A 17,696-nucleotide genomic window follows, 5' to 3' on the forward strand; every position below is an offset into this window, starting at 1 on the left:
TTATATTAAATACTAGGTATACAATCCTCCATTTACAGATATTACCTCTCCGGTAACATATGATGCCTTGTCTGAAGCTAGAAATGATACAACATTCGAAACCTCCTCTGCAGTTCCAAATCTGGCCAAAGGAATTAATGATTTAAATTCTTTTTCATTAATATCTTTTGTCATATCTGTTACAATAAAGCCTGGAGCCACGGCATTGACGGTTACTCCTCTTCTCCCTACTTCCTGCGCCAAGGCTTTTGTTGCTCCTATTATTGCTGCTTTGCTGGCAGAATAATTTGTTTGTCCCGGCATTCCCTTGATTCCAGAAAGAGAGACAACGTTTACTATTCTTCCATATTTATTAACCAACATTCCCTTTACAACCAGTCTGGTTATGTAAAAGAAACCATTAAGGCTTATATCAAGTACACCATGCCACTCCTCTTCACTCATCCACATCAGAAGATTATCTTTTCTGATTCCGGCATTGTTGACTAAAACCTCTATTACTTTATCAGGATTTTTTTCGAGCCAGGTTCCCAAGACGCCTTCAACTTCTTCTTTTTTAGAAACATTGAATTGCATTAGTTCACCATCACTACCCTTTTCTCTTATTAGCTCAAGTGTCTTTTCTGCTTCCTGAACGTTTGATTGAAAATTGATGAGAATTTTATAGCCCATCTCTGCGAGATTCAGACACACAGCTCTTCCAATCCCTCTTGAACCTCCTGTAACTAAAGCGTATTTCATTATTAAAAAAATTTATTATTTCTTTCAAACAATTTCCTGCATATCAGGTTAATGATCTAGGATAAGTGTAGACATTATCTACAAATATAATAAAATATATTTCTACCCAGCCCTAATTTCAAGGATTCCCCTTTATTTTAAATGCTATCAGGCTTATTATCAATCAAATACTGCTTGACTTTTTTGATATCACCATATTTAGGAAGGTCATTTTCAAACCTTGGGAAAATTTTCCTTAAAGCTTGATAAACCTTATGAGTCTTGCCAGACAGTTTACCTTCAATATCCAGATAATCTATTCCCTGAAGAATTGACATCATCTCTATTGATATTACTTCGAAAGTATTTTCAATCACCTTTTTGGTAAGCAAGGCAGAATTGGTTCCCATGCTAACAATATCCTGATTATCATTATTATTAGGAATACTGTGAACATACATAGGATTACTTAAAACCTGATTTTCTGCAGTTGTAGAAGTTGCAGTAAACTGAACACCTTGCATTCCAAAATTCAAACCTAGTTTACCAAGATTTGCAAATGGAGGAATCTTGCCATTTAGTTTATTATTCATCAGGTAATTCAATTGCCTTTCTGCAAGCATAGAAAGCTTCGTGATGGCAATTTTTAATTTATCCATTTCCAGAGAAATGTAATCACCATGAAAATTACCTCCGTGGAATACATTTTCAGCTATTGAATCAATGACAGGATTATCATTTGCCGAATTCAGCTCATTTATCAGAATTTCTTCTGCATACTTGATGGTGTCTTTAATCGGCCCTAGTATTTGAGGTACACATCTTAAAGAATAATATTCCTGCACCTTATCTTCCAGCACATATTCTTCCACTTTCTTTTTATACAGCTCTTCCTGTCTGTTTCTGGTAAGCTTACTGTCGTGAAGAATATTTCTCATCCTCTCAGCTATTTCCAACTGCCCTCTATGTCTTTTTACCTGATTTAACTCAAGGGAAAAATGATCATCATAGGAGTTGACCAGCTCATTGAGCATACAAGAGGCATAAGTACTCCACTCTATAAGGTTTTGCGCATGAATCAAATTTACCAGACCTATTCCCGTCATACATGAAGTTCCGTTCATGATGGCAAGTCCTTCCCTTCCACTAACTTTCAAAGGGGAAATTTTATATTCTTTATAAACTTCTGAAGCAGGTCTTATCTGGTTTTTCGAAGACACTTCTCCCTCTCCGATCAAACCAAGCGCCAAATGAGCCAATTGAACAAGGTCGCCGCTGGCTCCTACACCTCCATGCTCAAATATAACCGGATATATTTCGTTATTAATCAAATCTTTCAGCAGTGCAGCAACGTCGAAAGGAATACCAGAACATGCCTGGCATAGTGAATTCAACCTGGCTATCATAACTGCTTTCAGATACATATCGGGCAATACGGCACCTACCCCGGATGAATGACTTCTGATAAGGTTGTACTGAAGATCAATCTGATCCTTTTCGTCAATTCTGTATTGAGCCATTGGCCCAAACCCTGTATTGATTCCATAGATCAGTTTATCTTTTGAAAAATAACTTAAAAAATCATGGTTTTTCTTTATTCTTTCTTCAATAGATGTATGAATTGTAATAAGCTCTTTACCCGTCAATATTCTTTCAATTTCAGACAAATCGAGCTTTTTTTCTCCAATAGTAACCATCAGACTTATAAAATCAATTTTAGATTATTTTTTACTAACCCTACAGAAGCGGATAATCGTAAAAAACCAATATTAGTTCCCAATACGATTAATTGTAAAAAAACTTATAACTTTTCAAGGGGCATAAGCTTTTTTACCTTTGATTAAAAATCAGGGCTCAAAATTAATGTAACTTTCGACCTTTAAAAAAATTTTTCTTCAAAGTTGTGGAAAGTATATTCAAAATGAAACTGCTTTAATAAAAAAACGTCGATTTCAATCGTTCGATCATCCAAATACCTCAATACTTTATTAAAAGATGAAAAAAATAACCTTTTTTATTTCACTCTCTCTACTGGTTTTGAAAGGAGCGATAGCTCAAAATATCAAACCTGACTTATTTTCTGCAAAAAAAAGAAATCCACACACACACACATCTGTCAGAAAAGCTTCAGACATAACGATCGATGGTAGACTAAACAGGAATGCTCTTCCCTATCTTCTCAATGCTGTTCCTGCAAGTCAAGGAAACACAACCTTTTTGATCTCTTTAGATCAAGAAAAAAAAACTCCTTACTTTATAAAGCGAAAATCATCAAATACCAAAAATACTAGAAAGCTCTCCTTAAATGCCCCTGAGCTTTGCAAAAAAGAAGCTGCTAATTTTCTTAATGAAATTAAACCTGTTTTAAAACTTCGCAACAGTGCCAATGAATTTGAAATTCAAGATACCATAGAAGGAGATTTAAGACACATCCGTTTTACTCAAAAGGTTGGCGGGATTCCAGTTTTGGGAGGTGATGGTATAATTCACCTAAGCGAAGATGGCAACCATACTTTTCATGGACAAATTGAAAATGTAGATGCAAACTTGAGCACAACACCATCTATAAGTGCAAAACAGGTAATCGAAACTGCAGTCAATGACCTAAAAAAAACATTATCTGTAAGGACTCTATCAGCGAAAGAACAACAGGTCCTTGAATATAAAGGTCCTGAAGCAACTCTTGTAATTGTACCGAGATCCGAAATGATTAAACTTTATGAGTTGGCATGGGAAATTAGTATAAGACCCAATCTAATCGACCATTATCACTATTATGTAAGTGCTATTACGGGGAAAATAATCTTTAAAGAAAATCATACATGTACTGCAGTGCATGCGACAGGTACGGCACCCGATTTAAATGGGGTAAACCAGACTGTGACCAGCTATCAGGACGGCACTACCTTTTACCTGATTGATACTTCTACCCCAATGTTCAGTGCCAAATCAGTTTTACCGGAACAACCTGTGGGGGCAATTTGGACAATGAATGCTGAAAATACCGATCTTACCAGCATTGCGCAGATAACATCTTCTACTGCTTCTTCCTGGACTCCAACAGCTGTATCAGCTCACAGCAATGCTAAAGTTTGCTATGACTATTACAAAAACACCCATAACAGAAACTCATTGAATGGTCAGGGAGGAAATATTATCTCTGTAATAAATGTAACTGATGGTGGAAAATCTATGGAAAATGCTTACTGGAATGGTAAACTAATGGCATATGGAAATGGAGGTTCTTATTTCAAACCTTTGGCAGGGGCACTGGACGTAGCTGCACATGAAATGACACATGGAGTAATTCAGAATAGCTGCAATCTCAAATATTCCGGACAAACAGGTGCAATCAACGAATCTCTGGCTGATATCTTCGGTTCATTAGTAGATCGTGATGATTGGAAAATCGGAGAAGCTATTACAAAGAATTTCACTTTGTTTCCTTCAGGAGCATTAAGAGATATTTCAAATCCTCATAATGGTGGCTCTTCCAAATCTGATTATTGCTGGCAGCCCGCCCATATGGATGAATTTGTGATTACTTCAAGTGATAATGGAGGTGTGCATACTAATAGCGGTATTCCAAACAAGGCATTTTATTTATTTGCTACTCAGGTCACCAAAGAAAAAGCTGAAAAAGTTTATTACCTGGCCATGACTAAATACCTATTTGCCTCTTCTCGCTTTATTGATCTGAGAATATCTGTGGTTAGTGCAGCTACTGAACTTTATGGAGAAAATTCAAATGAGGTTACTCAAGCCAAATCTGCTTTTGACCAGGTAGGAATTCTTGAAGGACAAGCAACTAAAATTGAAGAAAACCTTCCTGAAAATCCAGGAGATGAGTTTCTACTTGTGACTAAAACACTAAAAGACAATTACAGACTTGAAACCATAAAGACTGCCACTTCTCAAAAAAATTTGATAACATCTAGCAAAGTAGGAAGAAAACCAAGTATCTCCGACAACGGAAGTGTCATGTATTTTGTCACACCGGATGGTGTTATCAAGCAGATCTATACAACTGGCAATTCTGAGATAATTTTTGATAATTCCAGAAAGTGGAATAATGTATCCGTTTCAAAAGACGGAACAAAAATAGCTGCCGTAACTGATGATGAAGATTCTTCAATTTATGTAAGAAAAACTTCAGGAACATCTCCATGGGTACGTTTTATTTTATACAACCCGACCTTCACTCCTGATTCGATAGAAATAAGATCTAACGGTCCTAAATATGCTGATGCCCTGGAATGGGATCATTTTGGAGAAAGAATTATGTATGATTGTTACAACCTAATCAAAGGAGACAAGGATAGTGTAGTATTCTGGGACGTTAATTTTATAAAAGTATGGGACAATGCTGAAAATGATTTTTCTGACGGAACCGTAACCAAACTCTATGCTGACCTTCCACAGGACATTAGTATTGGTAATCCTACATTTTCCAAAAACTCGCCTTATATCATCGCATATGAGATAATAGATGAATATGTCGGCTACGTAGATATGGTCTCTACTAATCTTGAAACATCCGAAAGTAATTTTATTCTGAATGGCAATAATGGGATGTTATGCTTTCCAAGCTTTAATAAGTCCGACACTAAAATTGGTTTTACCACCATGGGAGCAAGAATACAAGATACAGTTTTTGCATATGTAAATATGGATGTAGATAAAATTACTCCGATCGATGGCTTCTATGACCCAACCATAACCGGAAAATATTTTAATTACTATGCAAATGGGGACCGCGTCCTGGGCAATGAACCACAAACAAAGTCTGAAAATTTTAGAATATATCCCAATCCGTTTGATAATATCATAACAATTGATTTTAATATTATCGGTTCAACGGAAATTATACTGATAAATAGTTTAGGGCAAAATGTCTATCAGGAAACACTGAACCTGAATGGTTTCACTCAGCACCAACTTACAATGCCTGAGCTCAAAGCTGGAACTTACATCATTAAAATCATTTCAAAAGATGGTATATTCACATCTAAGTTGCTTAAGTTATAGATTAAAATTATCATAACTCCGGATTCGGATGTTCTTTATACTATCCAAAATATTATTCTACTTAGTAATGCCAATGGTCTGGATCATTGGCATTCTTATTTATTCCATATTTACCAGAGATGTCAGAAGAAAAAAAGCAGCTGTCATTTCTGCGACATTATTGCTTCTTTTTTTCTCCAACGAATTTATTGTTAATAAAGCCCTTTTATATTGGGAAGAAGCTCCTGTCCCAATAGCTGATCTGCAATCAGGCTATACAGCAGTCGTACTGACAGGAATAACAGAGTCTAACAAGTCTCCCAAAGATCGTATCTATTACAATAAAGGAGCTGATCGACTTCTTCATACACTTCAACTTTACAGGGAACATAAAATAAAATCTATCATTATTTCAGGAGGTGCAGCAGTAGTGGTTGGAGAGCAAATTCCTGAAGCTGAAAGTCTGAAAAAAACATTTTTAAATGCAGCAATTCCATCAAATGCAATGATTATTGAGACTGAATCCCGAAATACCATGGAGAATGCATTGTTTACCAAAAAAATAATTGACTCACTGAATTTAAAAGGCCCTTTCCTACTTGTTACTTCAGCATTTCATATGAAGAGAGCAAATGGATGTTTTAAAAAAGCAGGTATTGAAGTTACAGAATATCCAACTGACTTTTATTCTACAGATGGTAAATTTACCCCAGATTATTTGATCATACCTTCGGAAAGGGCGCTCTCAAAATGGAGCCTGCTAATCCATGAAATTTTAGGATATTGGGTATATAGAATAATGGGTTATAGTATTCCTACTTAACCCAAACAGATTTAATATTTACAAACTCTCTGATCCCAAATGCAGCAAGCTCCCTTCCGTATCCGGAAAGTTTAACTCCACCAAATGGAAGTCTTGGATCCGATTTTACCATACCATTGATAAATACAGAACCTGATTCTATATGTCGCGCTAAAACTTTACCTTTTTCAAAATCTCCTGTCCAGATAGAAGCTCCGAGTCCATACTTGCTTTGATTTGCCATATTAATAGCTTCCTGTTCATGATGAACACTTATAATGGCAGCTACTGGTCCAAAAAGCTCTTCATCAAAAGCTGGCATGCCTGGTTTAACATTATCAAGTATTGTTGGGGTAAAAACAGCACCTTTTGGAGGTATTCCTCCAACTACCACAGAAGCTCCCAAAGCAATACTTTTTTGAACCTGAGCATGAAGACTTTCGGCGAGGTCCTTTCTTGCGAGAGGTCCAACCTGAACCTCTGGAAGCAATGGGTCTCCAAGTTTTAAGACACTGATTGCCTTTGCCATCACCTCAACAAATTGATTTTTAATTGAATCCATCACAATAAATCGTTTAGCGGCGATACAACTTTGGCCATTATTTATCATTCTTGCCTTCACTGCCCACATAGCTGCCTCTTCAATATTGGCGTCTTTCAGAACAATAAAGGGATCACTTCCTCCAAGCTCAAGGACAGTTTTTTTAAGATTCGCACCAGCAGATGCTGCGACTTTCATTCCAGCCTGTTCACTACCTGTAAGTGTCACGGCTTTAATCGTTTTGTGAGCAATAAGCCTGTCAGTATCTTCTCCAGATATTAATACAGATTGAAAAACACCTTTGGGAAAACCGGCTTCTTCAAATAAATCTTGTATCGCCAATGCACATTGAGGTACATTGGAAGCATGTTTCAGGATACCTGTATTTCCCGCCATAATTGTCGGAGCAGCAAATCTGAATACCTGCCAAAAGGGAAAATTCCATGGCATGATTGCGAGAATACATCCTAATGGATCAAACTCAACATAACTTTCAGAAGCATCAGAAATTATCAAATCATCTTTAAGGAAAAATTCTGCATTTTCAGCATAGTACTCACAAACCCATGCACACTTCTCCACCTCTGCTTCTGCTTCCTTTATCGGTTTACCCATTTCAGAAGTCATAAGAGCAGAGAGATATCCCTTTTTTTCCCTGAGCTTCCCAGCTATTTTATTGAACAGAGAACTTCTTTTTTCAAAAGAATAGCCTTTCCACACTTTAAAAGCTTTTTCAGAAAAAGCCAAAACCTCATTTATTTTATCATCAGAATAAGATTCATATTCTTTCAATAATTGTCCTGAAAAGGGGTTTACAGATTTTATTTTTCCCATGATTGAAAATTAATTATTGAATAACTAAAATAAAAAAGGGCTGTTCCTTTCGGAAAGCCCTTTTTTATTTTTTTTAATTTTTGATTAGTCTTCGTAGTTGAATGAAGCCTTTTGTTCGCCAACGATTACATCAAATGCACCTGGCTCTGTTACGAAAGTTTTTTCATCCATGCCGATAAATGCAAGGTCACTCTTATTAAGTTCAAACTCTACAGTTTGAGTTTGCCCTGGAGCCAAAGAAATCTTTTTGAATTTTCTTAATCTCATCCAAGAAGGAGTAATTGTAGCAAAATGGTCTCTAGTATAAAGTTCTACAGCTTCTTTACCAGCTTTAGAACCTGCATTTTTCACATCTACAGTTACTTTAATTGATCCGTTTCCTTTAAGTGTAGGTGAACTTACTTTAAGGTTTGAATATTCAAATTTAGTATAGCTCAAACCAAAACCGAATGGCCATTGAGGTTTATATCCACCTTCTCCCATTTGACCAGGAGCAAGTTCAGTAACCTTATCGCTGTATTTATGGTCATAATGAATAATATCTCCACTAAATCTTGGGTAAGAGAATGGGAGTTTACCACTAGGGTTTACATCACCAAAAAGAACTTCAGCAATTGCATTGTGTCCTTGACTTCCTGGGATATAAGCATCAATGATACCTTTAGCTCCATCTTCAATTTTTCTGATAATTCTAGGTCTTCCTTCTACAAGAACGATTATTACTGGTTTACCAGCTTCATAAAGAGAAGCTACTAATTTTTGTTGCGCTTCAGGTAGATCAAGTTCGTCAATAACTCCAGGAGATTCTGCATAAGCATCTTCACCGATACATACAACAACGTAATCAACAGATTTTGCAAGTTCTACAGCTTTTTTAGCATCTGCTTCTTTATCAAACTCAGATCCTTTAGCATATAGAGTTGTTCCACCAGTATTCTTTGCTTTTATAGCATTAAAGATGTATGCGGTAGTATCTGGATAATATTTAGATTCATTTCCTTGCCAAGTATATGACCATGAACCATTAAGGGCAGTAATTGATTTAGCTGCAGGACCAGTAACTAATATTTTTTTTCCTTTAGCAAGAGGAAGAATGTTTTCTTTGTTTTTCAAAAGAGTTACAGATTCTCTCGCAGCTTCTAATGCAGCAGTTTTATATTCAGCCAAACCAAAATTCTTCATAGCATCTTTTTCAGGATATGCATTGATGAAAAGTCCGGTTCTGAATTTCAGAGTTAAAATTCTTCCTACAGCTTCGTTAATTCTTGCCTGAGAAACAGAACCCTCTTTTACAAGTTCTACAAGGTATTCGTAGAATGTATAATCGTGAGGAACCATACTCATATCAATACCAGCGTTTACTGCAAGCTTAACAGCTTCTTTCGGAGTCTGGGCAACTTTGTGCTTAGTATGAAGTCTGATAATATCTTCCCAGTCAGAAACAGCAAGACCTTTAAAGCCAAGCTCTTTTCTTAACACATCAGTCAATAAATATTTGCTTCCATGCACGGGAACACCATTGATTTCACTTGAGTTGATCATGATAGTGCTAGAACCAGCATTTACAGCAGCTCTGAAGGGAGGAAGGAAATATTCTCTTAAAACTCTTTCAGGAATATAAGCAGGAGTTCTGTCTTTACCTGATAGTGGCAATGAATAACCGATATAGTGCTTCATACATGAAGCCACTCTGTCAATTCTATTAAGGTTCCCGTCACCTTCCATACCTAAGATAGAAGCAACACCCATTTGACTTACTAAGTAAACATCTTCACCATAAGTCTCAGGGAATCTAGGCCAAAGCGGCTGTCTACCTACGTCTAAAACAGGAGCAAAATTCCATCTGATACCAGATGCTCTTGTTTCTTTAGCAGTGATTTCTCCTGCAAGTTTGGATAGTTCAATGTTACGAGTTGCTCCAATACCAATATTCTGAGGGAATAAAGTTGACTTTGAAGTGAAAGTCACACCATGGATTGCGTCGATACCATAAAGCACTGGGATTTTATTAGCAGTTTGCTTTGTAGCAACATCCTGGATAGCTGTAATAATCTGATGCCATGTTTCAACAGAGTAAGCATGGTTAATTGCATTAAGAATAGAACCAACTTTATAATCCACTACAGCTTTTCTCAAAGCTTCAGGATCAATAGTTCCATCCATGTTACCGTAACCGCCTTTAAGGACAACGTTAAGGTTCACCTGAGTCATCTGGCCAACCTTTTCCTCAATACTCATTTTACCCAACAGTTCCTGAACTTTGGCTTCCACTTCAGCATCTGTCAATACAACAGGTGCAGAAGCCGCAGGAGTTTTAGATCCTTTTTTCTGCCCATAAGCGGGGCCTAGCAAGGTGGCTAAAAATATCATTGAACCGATCAGGGTTTTCAATGAAAATAAACGTTTCTCCATAAAATGTTTTAAATGATGCTTTTTAAGATAAGTTTAATAAAAAGAAAAAGCTGTTCCCTTACGGAAACAGCTTCAAAGCTAATTATATTTTTATTTAAATCCGAAAAATAATGGCAGAGTTAAAATGGTTCAGGCTAAATTATTTCTTTGCCTTTGCATCTTCTGCAGTCATCATTTTTATTTCGTCAATCACAAGACTTCCAGTATAGGCCTTTCCTCCAGGATTAATATAAAATAAAATTTGAACTATCTTAGCAGGATTTACTTTCTGTTTTGTCGGGAAAGACTGTTCGAACTTACCAGTAAAATCGAAATACAAATCTACGAAATCAGCTCCGGCAGCAACTGTCTGCACTACAGGCTTAAGATTTGTGGAGTACCCATCAATATCTTTCACATCAAGTCTTATTTGCCCAGCTTTATCAGCTTTAACTCTTACTTTAACAACAGGTGTTGCTGTAAAGTCAGTTGATAAAAAGCCTCTTCCGAATGTTTCATACATTGGACCAACTCCATTCAATTCTACTTTTAGATCTTCACCTGCTTTTGAAAGTTTCACTTTATCACTTCCACCATACCACTTTACAATGCCATCCTTGAAATTATCAAGATTAACAATTTTGGAATTTACAGGAGTAGAAGCAGCCACAACTTCTTCTTCTTTTGCTTTCACAGTAGCTTCAATAACTGCAGGCTCTTCTGCCTTTTTCTCTGCAACAGGTTTGGTTTCTACTGCAGCCTTCTTTTCTGCAACTACTGCTTTCTTTTCTGGTGTAGAAGTTGCAGCTTTAGGAGCTTCTTTTGGCTTAGCAGTTTCTTTGACTGCTGGTGCTTCAGCAACAGGTTGAGCAGGAGTATCTTTTGCTATCGCAGTTTCCGTTGAAGCTGGAGTTGTTGTATTAGAAGAAGATGATGATGATTCCTCTTTTTTCTCCTCAACTTTTCCCTGACCTGTTAGTTCATTATACTTTTGTCTGGTGATTACTTCGATTTCATCGACATAGATCTTTCCTTCAAAAGCTGGTCCTCCCGGGTTAATGAAGAACAAGATATCCTTAATTTGAGCAGGATTCACAGTTTGATTGTCTGGATATACCTGAGAGAATTTCCCATTGTAATCATAGAAATAATCTCTGTATTCATTCAAAGCAATTTTGTGAGAAACTACACTGGCATTGGTAACTCTACCATCAGCATCTTTAACATCACCTCTAAGAATAGGCTCACTATCTCCGATGGCTTTGGCTCTAACTCTTACAATATCTGCCTTATTAAAATCTTTAATTGTAAATGCTCTACCAAAACACTCATATCCTGGTCCTGCTCCTGTTGCAGTAATAGCAAGTTCTTCACCTTCAGTCATCAGGTTAATTTTATCAGCAGCCCACCAAGAATCAATTGGCTCAGAGAAATCATCAATGATTCCACCAACAGCCGCCGGACCTGCAGCAGGTAATTCTGAAAGAGGTATCGCTTTTATTTCATCAATATAAAGTGTTCCGGTATAAGGAGAGCCTCCACCATTGATAAAGAATAATACTTCATTGATAATTTTAGGATCTACATCTTTAGATTCTGGCCAAGCCTGTTTCCATTTGCCTGTAAAATTGTAGTAGAAATCCTGATAAGGGCCGTTTTTCGGCACTTTGTTATTGGCAATCATATCTGCCATATAACCATTAGCATCACGAAATCTGATACTAACATTAGGAGCTGTTGCACCTTCCGAACGCATTCTAAGCTTAAGAACAGATGCTTCGGTAAAATCAAGCATTGTAATGGCACTACCAAAACACTCCCATTTCGGTCCAACATTTTTCATTTGGATTTTTAAGGTATCACCTTTTTTGGCCAGAGCAAGTTGATCGTTAGCTACCCACCAGCTGTATATTTCATTTGAAAAACCTTCAACAACTCCCTTATTGAATTTCAGAACCGGAACACCGAATTCCGGATCTTCAGCAACAGCAAGTTGACTACTGTCATCTAAAGTAGCTTTTTCAAGGCTTACACAGCCACTGAAAATGACGGGTAAGAAAAGTACCTTTATTGAATATTTAAAGAATTTCTTCATTTGTTAATGTCCTTATTAATTTTGAGGTAAAGGTTTACCGTAGGTAAAGATTGGATAGTCAAATATCAGATTTGTTTTAGCTCCACTTGGATCTGAAAGCAGTACAAATCCCATTTTACCCGCTTTATGAGGCTCTTTAATTCTGTTTCCAGGAATTGTTGTTGTGAATGAAAAGTCACTGTATTTAATAGACAATAACTTCCAACCTGTCCAGTTAATTTTAAAGTCATAAAACAACTCATCTTCGCTTGCCGACTCTACACCACCTTTTCCATTGTCATCCTCCTGAATTTTTATAGACCCTTTATCAGAAATATTCCCAGTTCCATAAACAAACATATTGAAATAAACACTATCAGGATTTGTAGAAGCTAATTTTAAAGTCTGAATAAAACCAGCACCGTCAACGTAAAAATCAACATTCGCATCTGTTGCATTTATCTTGAAATACTGATTTCCGGAAGGAGGTTTAATTGTCTTAGAATTTTGAGGAGAATATGCAACAGTTCCAAGGTAGTATTTTTCCTCATTAACTACTGTTGAGCCTGCCTCACCACCAAATTTATACCATCCTGCAGGCATTTTTAAATGTCCAGTTGTGGTTACTTTTTCAAAATCTTCGACAAGCTTACCATAAGATTTAGGAGTTTTAATAGTCAAGGTATCTCTTAACCTAATATTTGACCCTAGAAAACTTAACTCAGCAAACACACTATCATTTGCTGAGAAAAAATAAAGGCCATTATGTATCCCATCCCATATAACTTTACTTAAATCTGCAGCTTTACCAGTATAAGTTACGGCTGCTCCGTGGTTACTTGTAAGAGTTAGAAAATAAGTTACCTCTTGAGAAAACTGAGCATTAAATACTACTTGATTCTTAGTGAAATCTACCAGACTTGATGGTGTTCCTGCAAATTCGTTATTGACAACATAAAAACCCGGATCTGCATTTTTATACTCAGGTCCTATCATATTCTCAGGATGCTTATCACGCTTACAGCTAATTGAAGATATTACAGTCAAAGCTGTAATTCCCAACAATGCAATTTTTTTAAATCTTTTCATAATGAAATAAATGGTCTTAAGTTTTAGAATACCATTGTATAATTTAAGAAAATCTGATTGATTTTGTAATCAAAATCGCCTAAAGATGTTTGCAATTTGCTCTTGTTGTTATAAAATACTGCCTGGCCTGTAAAGTAAGTATTTTTAGTAAATCTGTATCTGATACCTGCAGCCAATAGACCTTGGTTAAAGCCCTGACTAAGAATGGTATTAGCCTGATCTACGTCACTATATCCCTGAACAGGGTTCACAACTTCATTAAACTCGTTTCTAGCAAGTAAAAATTCATTGCCTTTAGCAGTCAACATTTTATATCCAGCGATTAAATCAAAACTTTTAACAACTTCTACATTGATACCTGCATCTATTAACGTACTTTTCAGATCAATCTGATTTCCGCCATCTCTTTTTGTATGCTCATATCTGAAACCGAAGTTAAGACCTAAAGCTCTTTCCCAGTTAACCAACTTGTTAACGTTAAAGAATAATCCTCCTCTAACACCAGTAAATTTTCTTGTATCTGTAGAACCTTCACCTACAACTTCTGATAATAAATCCACCTTTACATCACCTTTTACTACCTTTTCCATTTCACCTACAGAAGCTCCGAATGAAATACCTTTTCTATTAGGTGTTGCTGTTCCATAAGGAGTTATATTGTTATATTCTGGTCTGTATGCCATTAACACCGGCATGATATTTAGGTTTCTAACATCTTCGTCTGATATTCTATCAAGTAACCCAACCTGTCTTATTACTCCGCCTTTAATTGTTGGGAATAATTCCGGAGCAAATGGGGTTGGTGCTACAGGATTTCCATAATCAAATATTCTTCTTGTTTGTGCTCCTGGGCTGCTAAAATTATCGCTTACATTTCTGTAAGATACAAATAACTTAACTTTCAAAGGCTTATATTCTGCAGATACTCCCACATCGTAAAAATTTCCATTTTTTGATACTGTAGTGTCATTCTGAGCTCTGAAAAATGAATATTTTGAAAATCCAGCTTCACCGTATGCAAATGCTCCAATTTGATCATTATCATATCCAAGTTTGAAATCAACTGTCCCAACTTTATTATCAAATTCGAATTGATTAACTGGGACAGTACCAGCCAGATCAACCATTTGGATGAAGTTACCACCTATATGGAAAAATTTACTTTGTACTAAATCTACTCTACCTCCCCAATTAACTCTGTCTGGGTTTACCAAATCAAGGATATCTTTTCTACCAGCTCTTGCAGCAAAAACCCTTACACCGATTTTTTCTATTCCTTTTGTAAATCTGAAATTAGCATTCGCATGAGCACCTTGAAGTCTCCATTTGTTTCCAAAATTGAAGTTCTCATAATTCACAATACTTCTTCTGATTGCAAATACATCTGCCTCATAATCATGGTATGATTCATCAAAGTTATAAAGAGTGTAAGGTGTTAATCCTAAATCAATATCGCCTATTTCATATTTTACGATTTTTGCTATTACCCCATCAAGACGAAGCTGTCTGAAGAATACAGAGCTACCGTTTCCATAGAAACCTCCAAAATCATTTCTTATCCTTAGTATCGCACTTGCTCTAAGATTTTCATTAGGTTGTGCATTTACTCCCAGGTCAAAAATTGTATATCCTCCAGTACCTCTTCTACCTGAAAGAGTATCTGGTCTTGTCACTCCTCCTTCATTAATTGTTAGTGCATTACCTTTCAATTGATCAGTAGTAACAAGAGCTCTACCCAATCCATTGAAATAAACTGTCTGAGCATTTGCATTGTGCAGACAGACAGCAATAAAAATTACTAAACCAAGTAAAAATTTCTTGCTCATTATATTATAAGTTATCATTTAAATCAGTCTTAAATTTTGTAATAATTATTAAAAGAAAATTTTTAATTCAACAGTGGTTTCTTGTCCGTTAAACTTGTCTTTGGTAAAGTTTACATCTTTATGATTAAACCATCTGTGTCTTACATACAGCCCTGCTCTTCCAGAAAAATCATAATCAAAGCCAAGTCCATATCCATATCCTCTTTGGTCTATTGGTTTTCCATTAGGGCTTGCGATTGGTCTATCCACTTTTGCTGCATCTGCTTTAACTATTTTTTCACCATTTGCATCTGCAAGTTGAGTTCTGTTATTTCCCAATGCCTTTTCATATGCGACAAACCCAATTAAAGTAAGTTTGGGTCTCAATGCATAAAATGCCATGAATTCTTCATAGAAATAGCGTAAGAAAGCTTTATCAGAGAATTTTGGGATTGCAGAAAACCCTGGCTGAACTGAGCTATAGTTATTGTAGTTAGCAAGAATCAATTCTCTTCCAAAAAGGGAAAGTTTATATTTCAAATTAAGGTCAATGCTATTAAAACCTTTTTTATAATCTTTAACTGTATCAGTGATTGCCAAGACTTCAAATGATCTTCTATAGATGTTCATTATGTTTCCATAAGGACCATTATTTCTTGTAAAAAATGCAAATCTAGATCTTGTAAATGAATTGGCTCTATGCTGGAAGCTTACAGAGTCATAAAGGTTTTCAATCTCCTGTGCGAAACCTGTCCCAATATTAACTTTCAATTTGCCATAAGTATCTTCATGCTTCAAATACCCGCCCCATCTGTTATTGGCCATTTGCTGAATATCAGTTACACCACCATAATATGTAGTAATATCATAGATAGCTCCAATATTTTCTGCAGATCCCAAAGCATGAGGATTCGCAGTATTCATAACCTGGCTATTGATGTTGGTTACTGACTTATCAATGAAATACATCATCAGGTTAACCGGAAAATTAAATGCTTCCTTGGTCACATCAATTTGTGACATTACTGCTGGAGCCCAGTTATAATCAACTCCGTAATTTTTACCTTTTTCTACATTAATCGGATCTTTAGGCGCTAGTATGTTACTTTTAGAATAATTATTCAAAATAACACCTTCCTGATTTCTTTGTGCTATAAAGTCTTGGAAACGGCCGACCCCACCTTCAAAATAAATCTTAACATTGTTAAGGTTTAATCTTCCATCAATAGTTACAATTTGTTGCCTGATTCTGAAAAGCTCTTGCACGTCAAGAAAACCAAATTGATTAAAATAGTTAAGTCCGAATTTGTTCATTCCAAATCCTTTATCTATTCTTCCTGCAACAAGGTTTCTTGGGCTTCTGGTTTTTACAGCTGTAAAACCTCCACTATTATCTGTTTTACCATAAACTATATTTCCGCCAAATCCTAAAGGAAGGTTTTTAGCTTCTAATATAAAACCTTGGGTAGCTGTATTTCCCCAACGAGCATCCCTTGCTATATTTTGAGTTGCGTAAAACTGGTTATAACGGTTGAAAGAGGCACCTTCCGGTTCCCATGGGTAGCGCTCGAAAAGATCATCGCGGTACTCATAATTCCAGAATGTAAATGGACTCACTCTATGCCAAAGAACACCACCTCCAGCTATTAATTTAAAATCTCCAATACCAGTATTTGCGCTTCCTTCAAACTGGAGTATTCTATATGTAGAAATCCTTCTGTTATATGCAGTATTTGTTCCTTCAATAACCCCACCGTCATCTTTTATAATTCCAGTCAGTTGGTTATCCATCGCATATTCTACTTTGAAGAATGTTCTAGCGGTAGGATTACCTTCAAGTCTTAATAAAAACAATGGTTCCTGATAACCCTGAAGCGATCCGTTATAAGCCTCAACACCATTGAAAACCAATGATCTTTCAGATAATGCAGGATTGCTAGTATAATGGGTAGGCATTACACGATACTGTGTAAAGGATCTCACATATCCGGAATATTTTAAACCAGACCACCTCTTGTAACCTCCGGCAGGAGTTTCCGCATTTGAAGCAGTTGATTTAAGTCCCAGTAATTTTTTAACAGGCAATTTTCTGAGAAGCAGTGGCGCTGAGCTCTTTTCCTTTTCAGATGGTGGATCTCCCGCAAAGGCAAAAAACCCGGGGAAACTTGCCAATAAAAAGATGATTAGTTTAGTACGCGTTTTCAAACGATAAACAATTTATTTAAGTGAACTAAATTCTTATTTTGTATTAAGTAAATTAAATACATCAAATCCGTATGAACTTTTATTTAAGTTCGTTGTATTGTATAGTGAAAGCTCTTTCAGCCAAATCCCCTCGATTAAAAAAGCCTAAAAAAAGATAAGCGTAAATGCTAATTTTTTTTGTCGAAATAATAGCTTAAATCAATTCGACTTTTGCTTAGCAAAGACATG

The 17,696-nt window shown here is 36.2% G+C and carries 10 protein-coding genes; 2 read left to right on the forward strand and 8 right to left on the reverse strand.

All coding sequences use genetic code 11. The annotated features are described in order from the left end of the window. Positions 1–12: 12 nt before the first annotated feature. Positions 13–741 carry a flexirubin biosynthesis SDR family reductase FlxB gene (gene flxB / locus K350_RS0108735; protein ID WP_028979587.1) on the reverse strand — a complete coding sequence of 243 codons (729 nt, stop codon included), beginning with the start codon at positions 739–741 and terminating at the stop codon, positions 13–15. 137 nt (positions 742–878) lie between these two features. Beyond that, entirely contained in the window at positions 879–2,417 is a 1,539-nt protein-coding gene (flxA, locus tag K350_RS0108740) for a flexirubin biosynthesis tyrosine ammonia-lyase FlxA (RefSeq protein WP_028979588.1), read from the reverse strand. Positions 2,418–2,715: 298 nt separating this feature from the next. On the opposite strand from flxA, the gene K350_RS28015 reads away from it, so the two are divergent. Both K350_RS28015 and K350_RS0108750 read left to right on the forward strand, forming a co-directional pair. Then, entirely contained in the window at positions 2,716–5,748 is a 3,033-nt protein-coding gene (locus K350_RS28015) for a M4 family metallopeptidase (protein ID WP_051312994.1), read from the forward strand. A 28-nt stretch (positions 5,749–5,776) separates the two neighbouring features. Next, a complete protein-coding gene (locus tag K350_RS0108750) occupies positions 5,777–6,550 on the forward strand; it encodes a YdcF family protein (protein WP_028979589.1) in 774 nt (257 codons plus the stop codon). Here K350_RS0108750 and K350_RS0108755 read toward each other — a convergent pair. The 6 genes from K350_RS0108755 to K350_RS28030 form a co-directional block, all read right to left on the reverse strand. Then, on the reverse strand, positions 6,543–7,904 hold the full coding sequence (locus tag K350_RS0108755) for an NAD-dependent succinate-semialdehyde dehydrogenase (protein WP_028979590.1): 1,362 nt from the start codon (positions 7,902–7,904) through the stop codon (positions 6,543–6,545). The two genes, K350_RS0108750 and K350_RS0108755, sit on opposite strands and share 8 nt — an antisense overlap. An 84-nt stretch (positions 7,905–7,988) precedes the next feature. After that, positions 7,989–10,316 (reverse strand): glycoside hydrolase family 3 N-terminal domain-containing protein, encoded by a 2,328-nt coding sequence (locus K350_RS28020; RefSeq protein ID WP_051312996.1) that lies wholly within the window; start codon positions 10,314–10,316, stop codon positions 7,989–7,991. A 139-nt stretch (positions 10,317–10,455) separates the two neighbouring features. Next, entirely contained in the window at positions 10,456–12,390 is a 1,935-nt protein-coding gene (locus tag K350_RS32715) for a hypothetical protein (RefSeq protein ID WP_051312997.1), read from the reverse strand. A 15-nt stretch (positions 12,391–12,405) separates the two neighbouring features. Continuing rightward, positions 12,406–13,458 (reverse strand): hypothetical protein, encoded by a 1,053-nt coding sequence (locus K350_RS0108770; protein ID WP_028979591.1) that lies wholly within the window; start codon positions 13,456–13,458, stop codon positions 12,406–12,408. Positions 13,459–13,481: 23 nt separating this feature from the next. Then, on the reverse strand, positions 13,482–15,284 hold the full coding sequence (locus K350_RS0108775; protein ID WP_051313041.1) for a hypothetical protein: 1,803 nt from the start codon (positions 15,282–15,284) through the stop codon (positions 13,482–13,484). A 48-nt stretch (positions 15,285–15,332) separates the two neighbouring features. Further along, on the reverse strand, positions 15,333–17,468 hold the full coding sequence (locus K350_RS28030; RefSeq protein WP_156026979.1) for a hypothetical protein: 2,136 nt from the start codon (positions 17,466–17,468) through the stop codon (positions 15,333–15,335). Positions 17,469–17,696 lie beyond the last annotated feature (228 nt).

Source organism: Sporocytophaga myxococcoides DSM 11118 (assembly GCF_000426725.1).
Taxonomy (GTDB): domain Bacteria; phylum Bacteroidota; class Bacteroidia; order Cytophagales; family Cytophagaceae; genus Sporocytophaga; species Sporocytophaga myxococcoides.

What these genes read in the sequence shown, in the direction of transcription:
- flxB (WP_028979587.1), bottom strand. Translation starts at nt 741, where the DNA reads ATGAAATACGCTTTAGTTACAGGAGGTTCAAGAGGGATTGGAAGAGCT.
- flxA (WP_028979588.1), bottom strand. Translation starts at nt 2,417, where the DNA reads ATGGTTACTATTGGAGAAAAAAAGCTCGATTTGTCTGAAATTGAAAGA.
- K350_RS28015 (WP_051312994.1), top strand. Translation starts at nt 2,716, where the DNA reads ATGAAAAAAATAACCTTTTTTATTTCACTCTCTCTACTGGTTTTGAAA.
- K350_RS0108750 (WP_028979589.1), top strand. Translation starts at nt 5,777, where the DNA reads ATGTTCTTTATACTATCCAAAATATTATTCTACTTAGTAATGCCAATG.
- K350_RS0108755 (WP_028979590.1), bottom strand. Translation starts at nt 7,904, where the DNA reads ATGGGAAAAATAAAATCTGTAAACCCCTTTTCAGGACAATTATTGAAA.
- K350_RS28020 (WP_051312996.1), bottom strand. Translation starts at nt 10,316, where the DNA reads ATGGAGAAACGTTTATTTTCATTGAAAACCCTGATCGGTTCAATGATA.
- K350_RS32715 (WP_051312997.1), bottom strand. Translation starts at nt 12,390, where the DNA reads ATGAAGAAATTCTTTAAATATTCAATAAAGGTACTTTTCTTACCCGTC.
- K350_RS0108770 (WP_028979591.1), bottom strand. Translation starts at nt 13,458, where the DNA reads ATGAAAAGATTTAAAAAAATTGCATTGTTGGGAATTACAGCTTTGACT.
- K350_RS0108775 (WP_051313041.1), bottom strand. Translation starts at nt 15,284, where the DNA reads ATGAGCAAGAAATTTTTACTTGGTTTAGTAATTTTTATTGCTGTCTGT.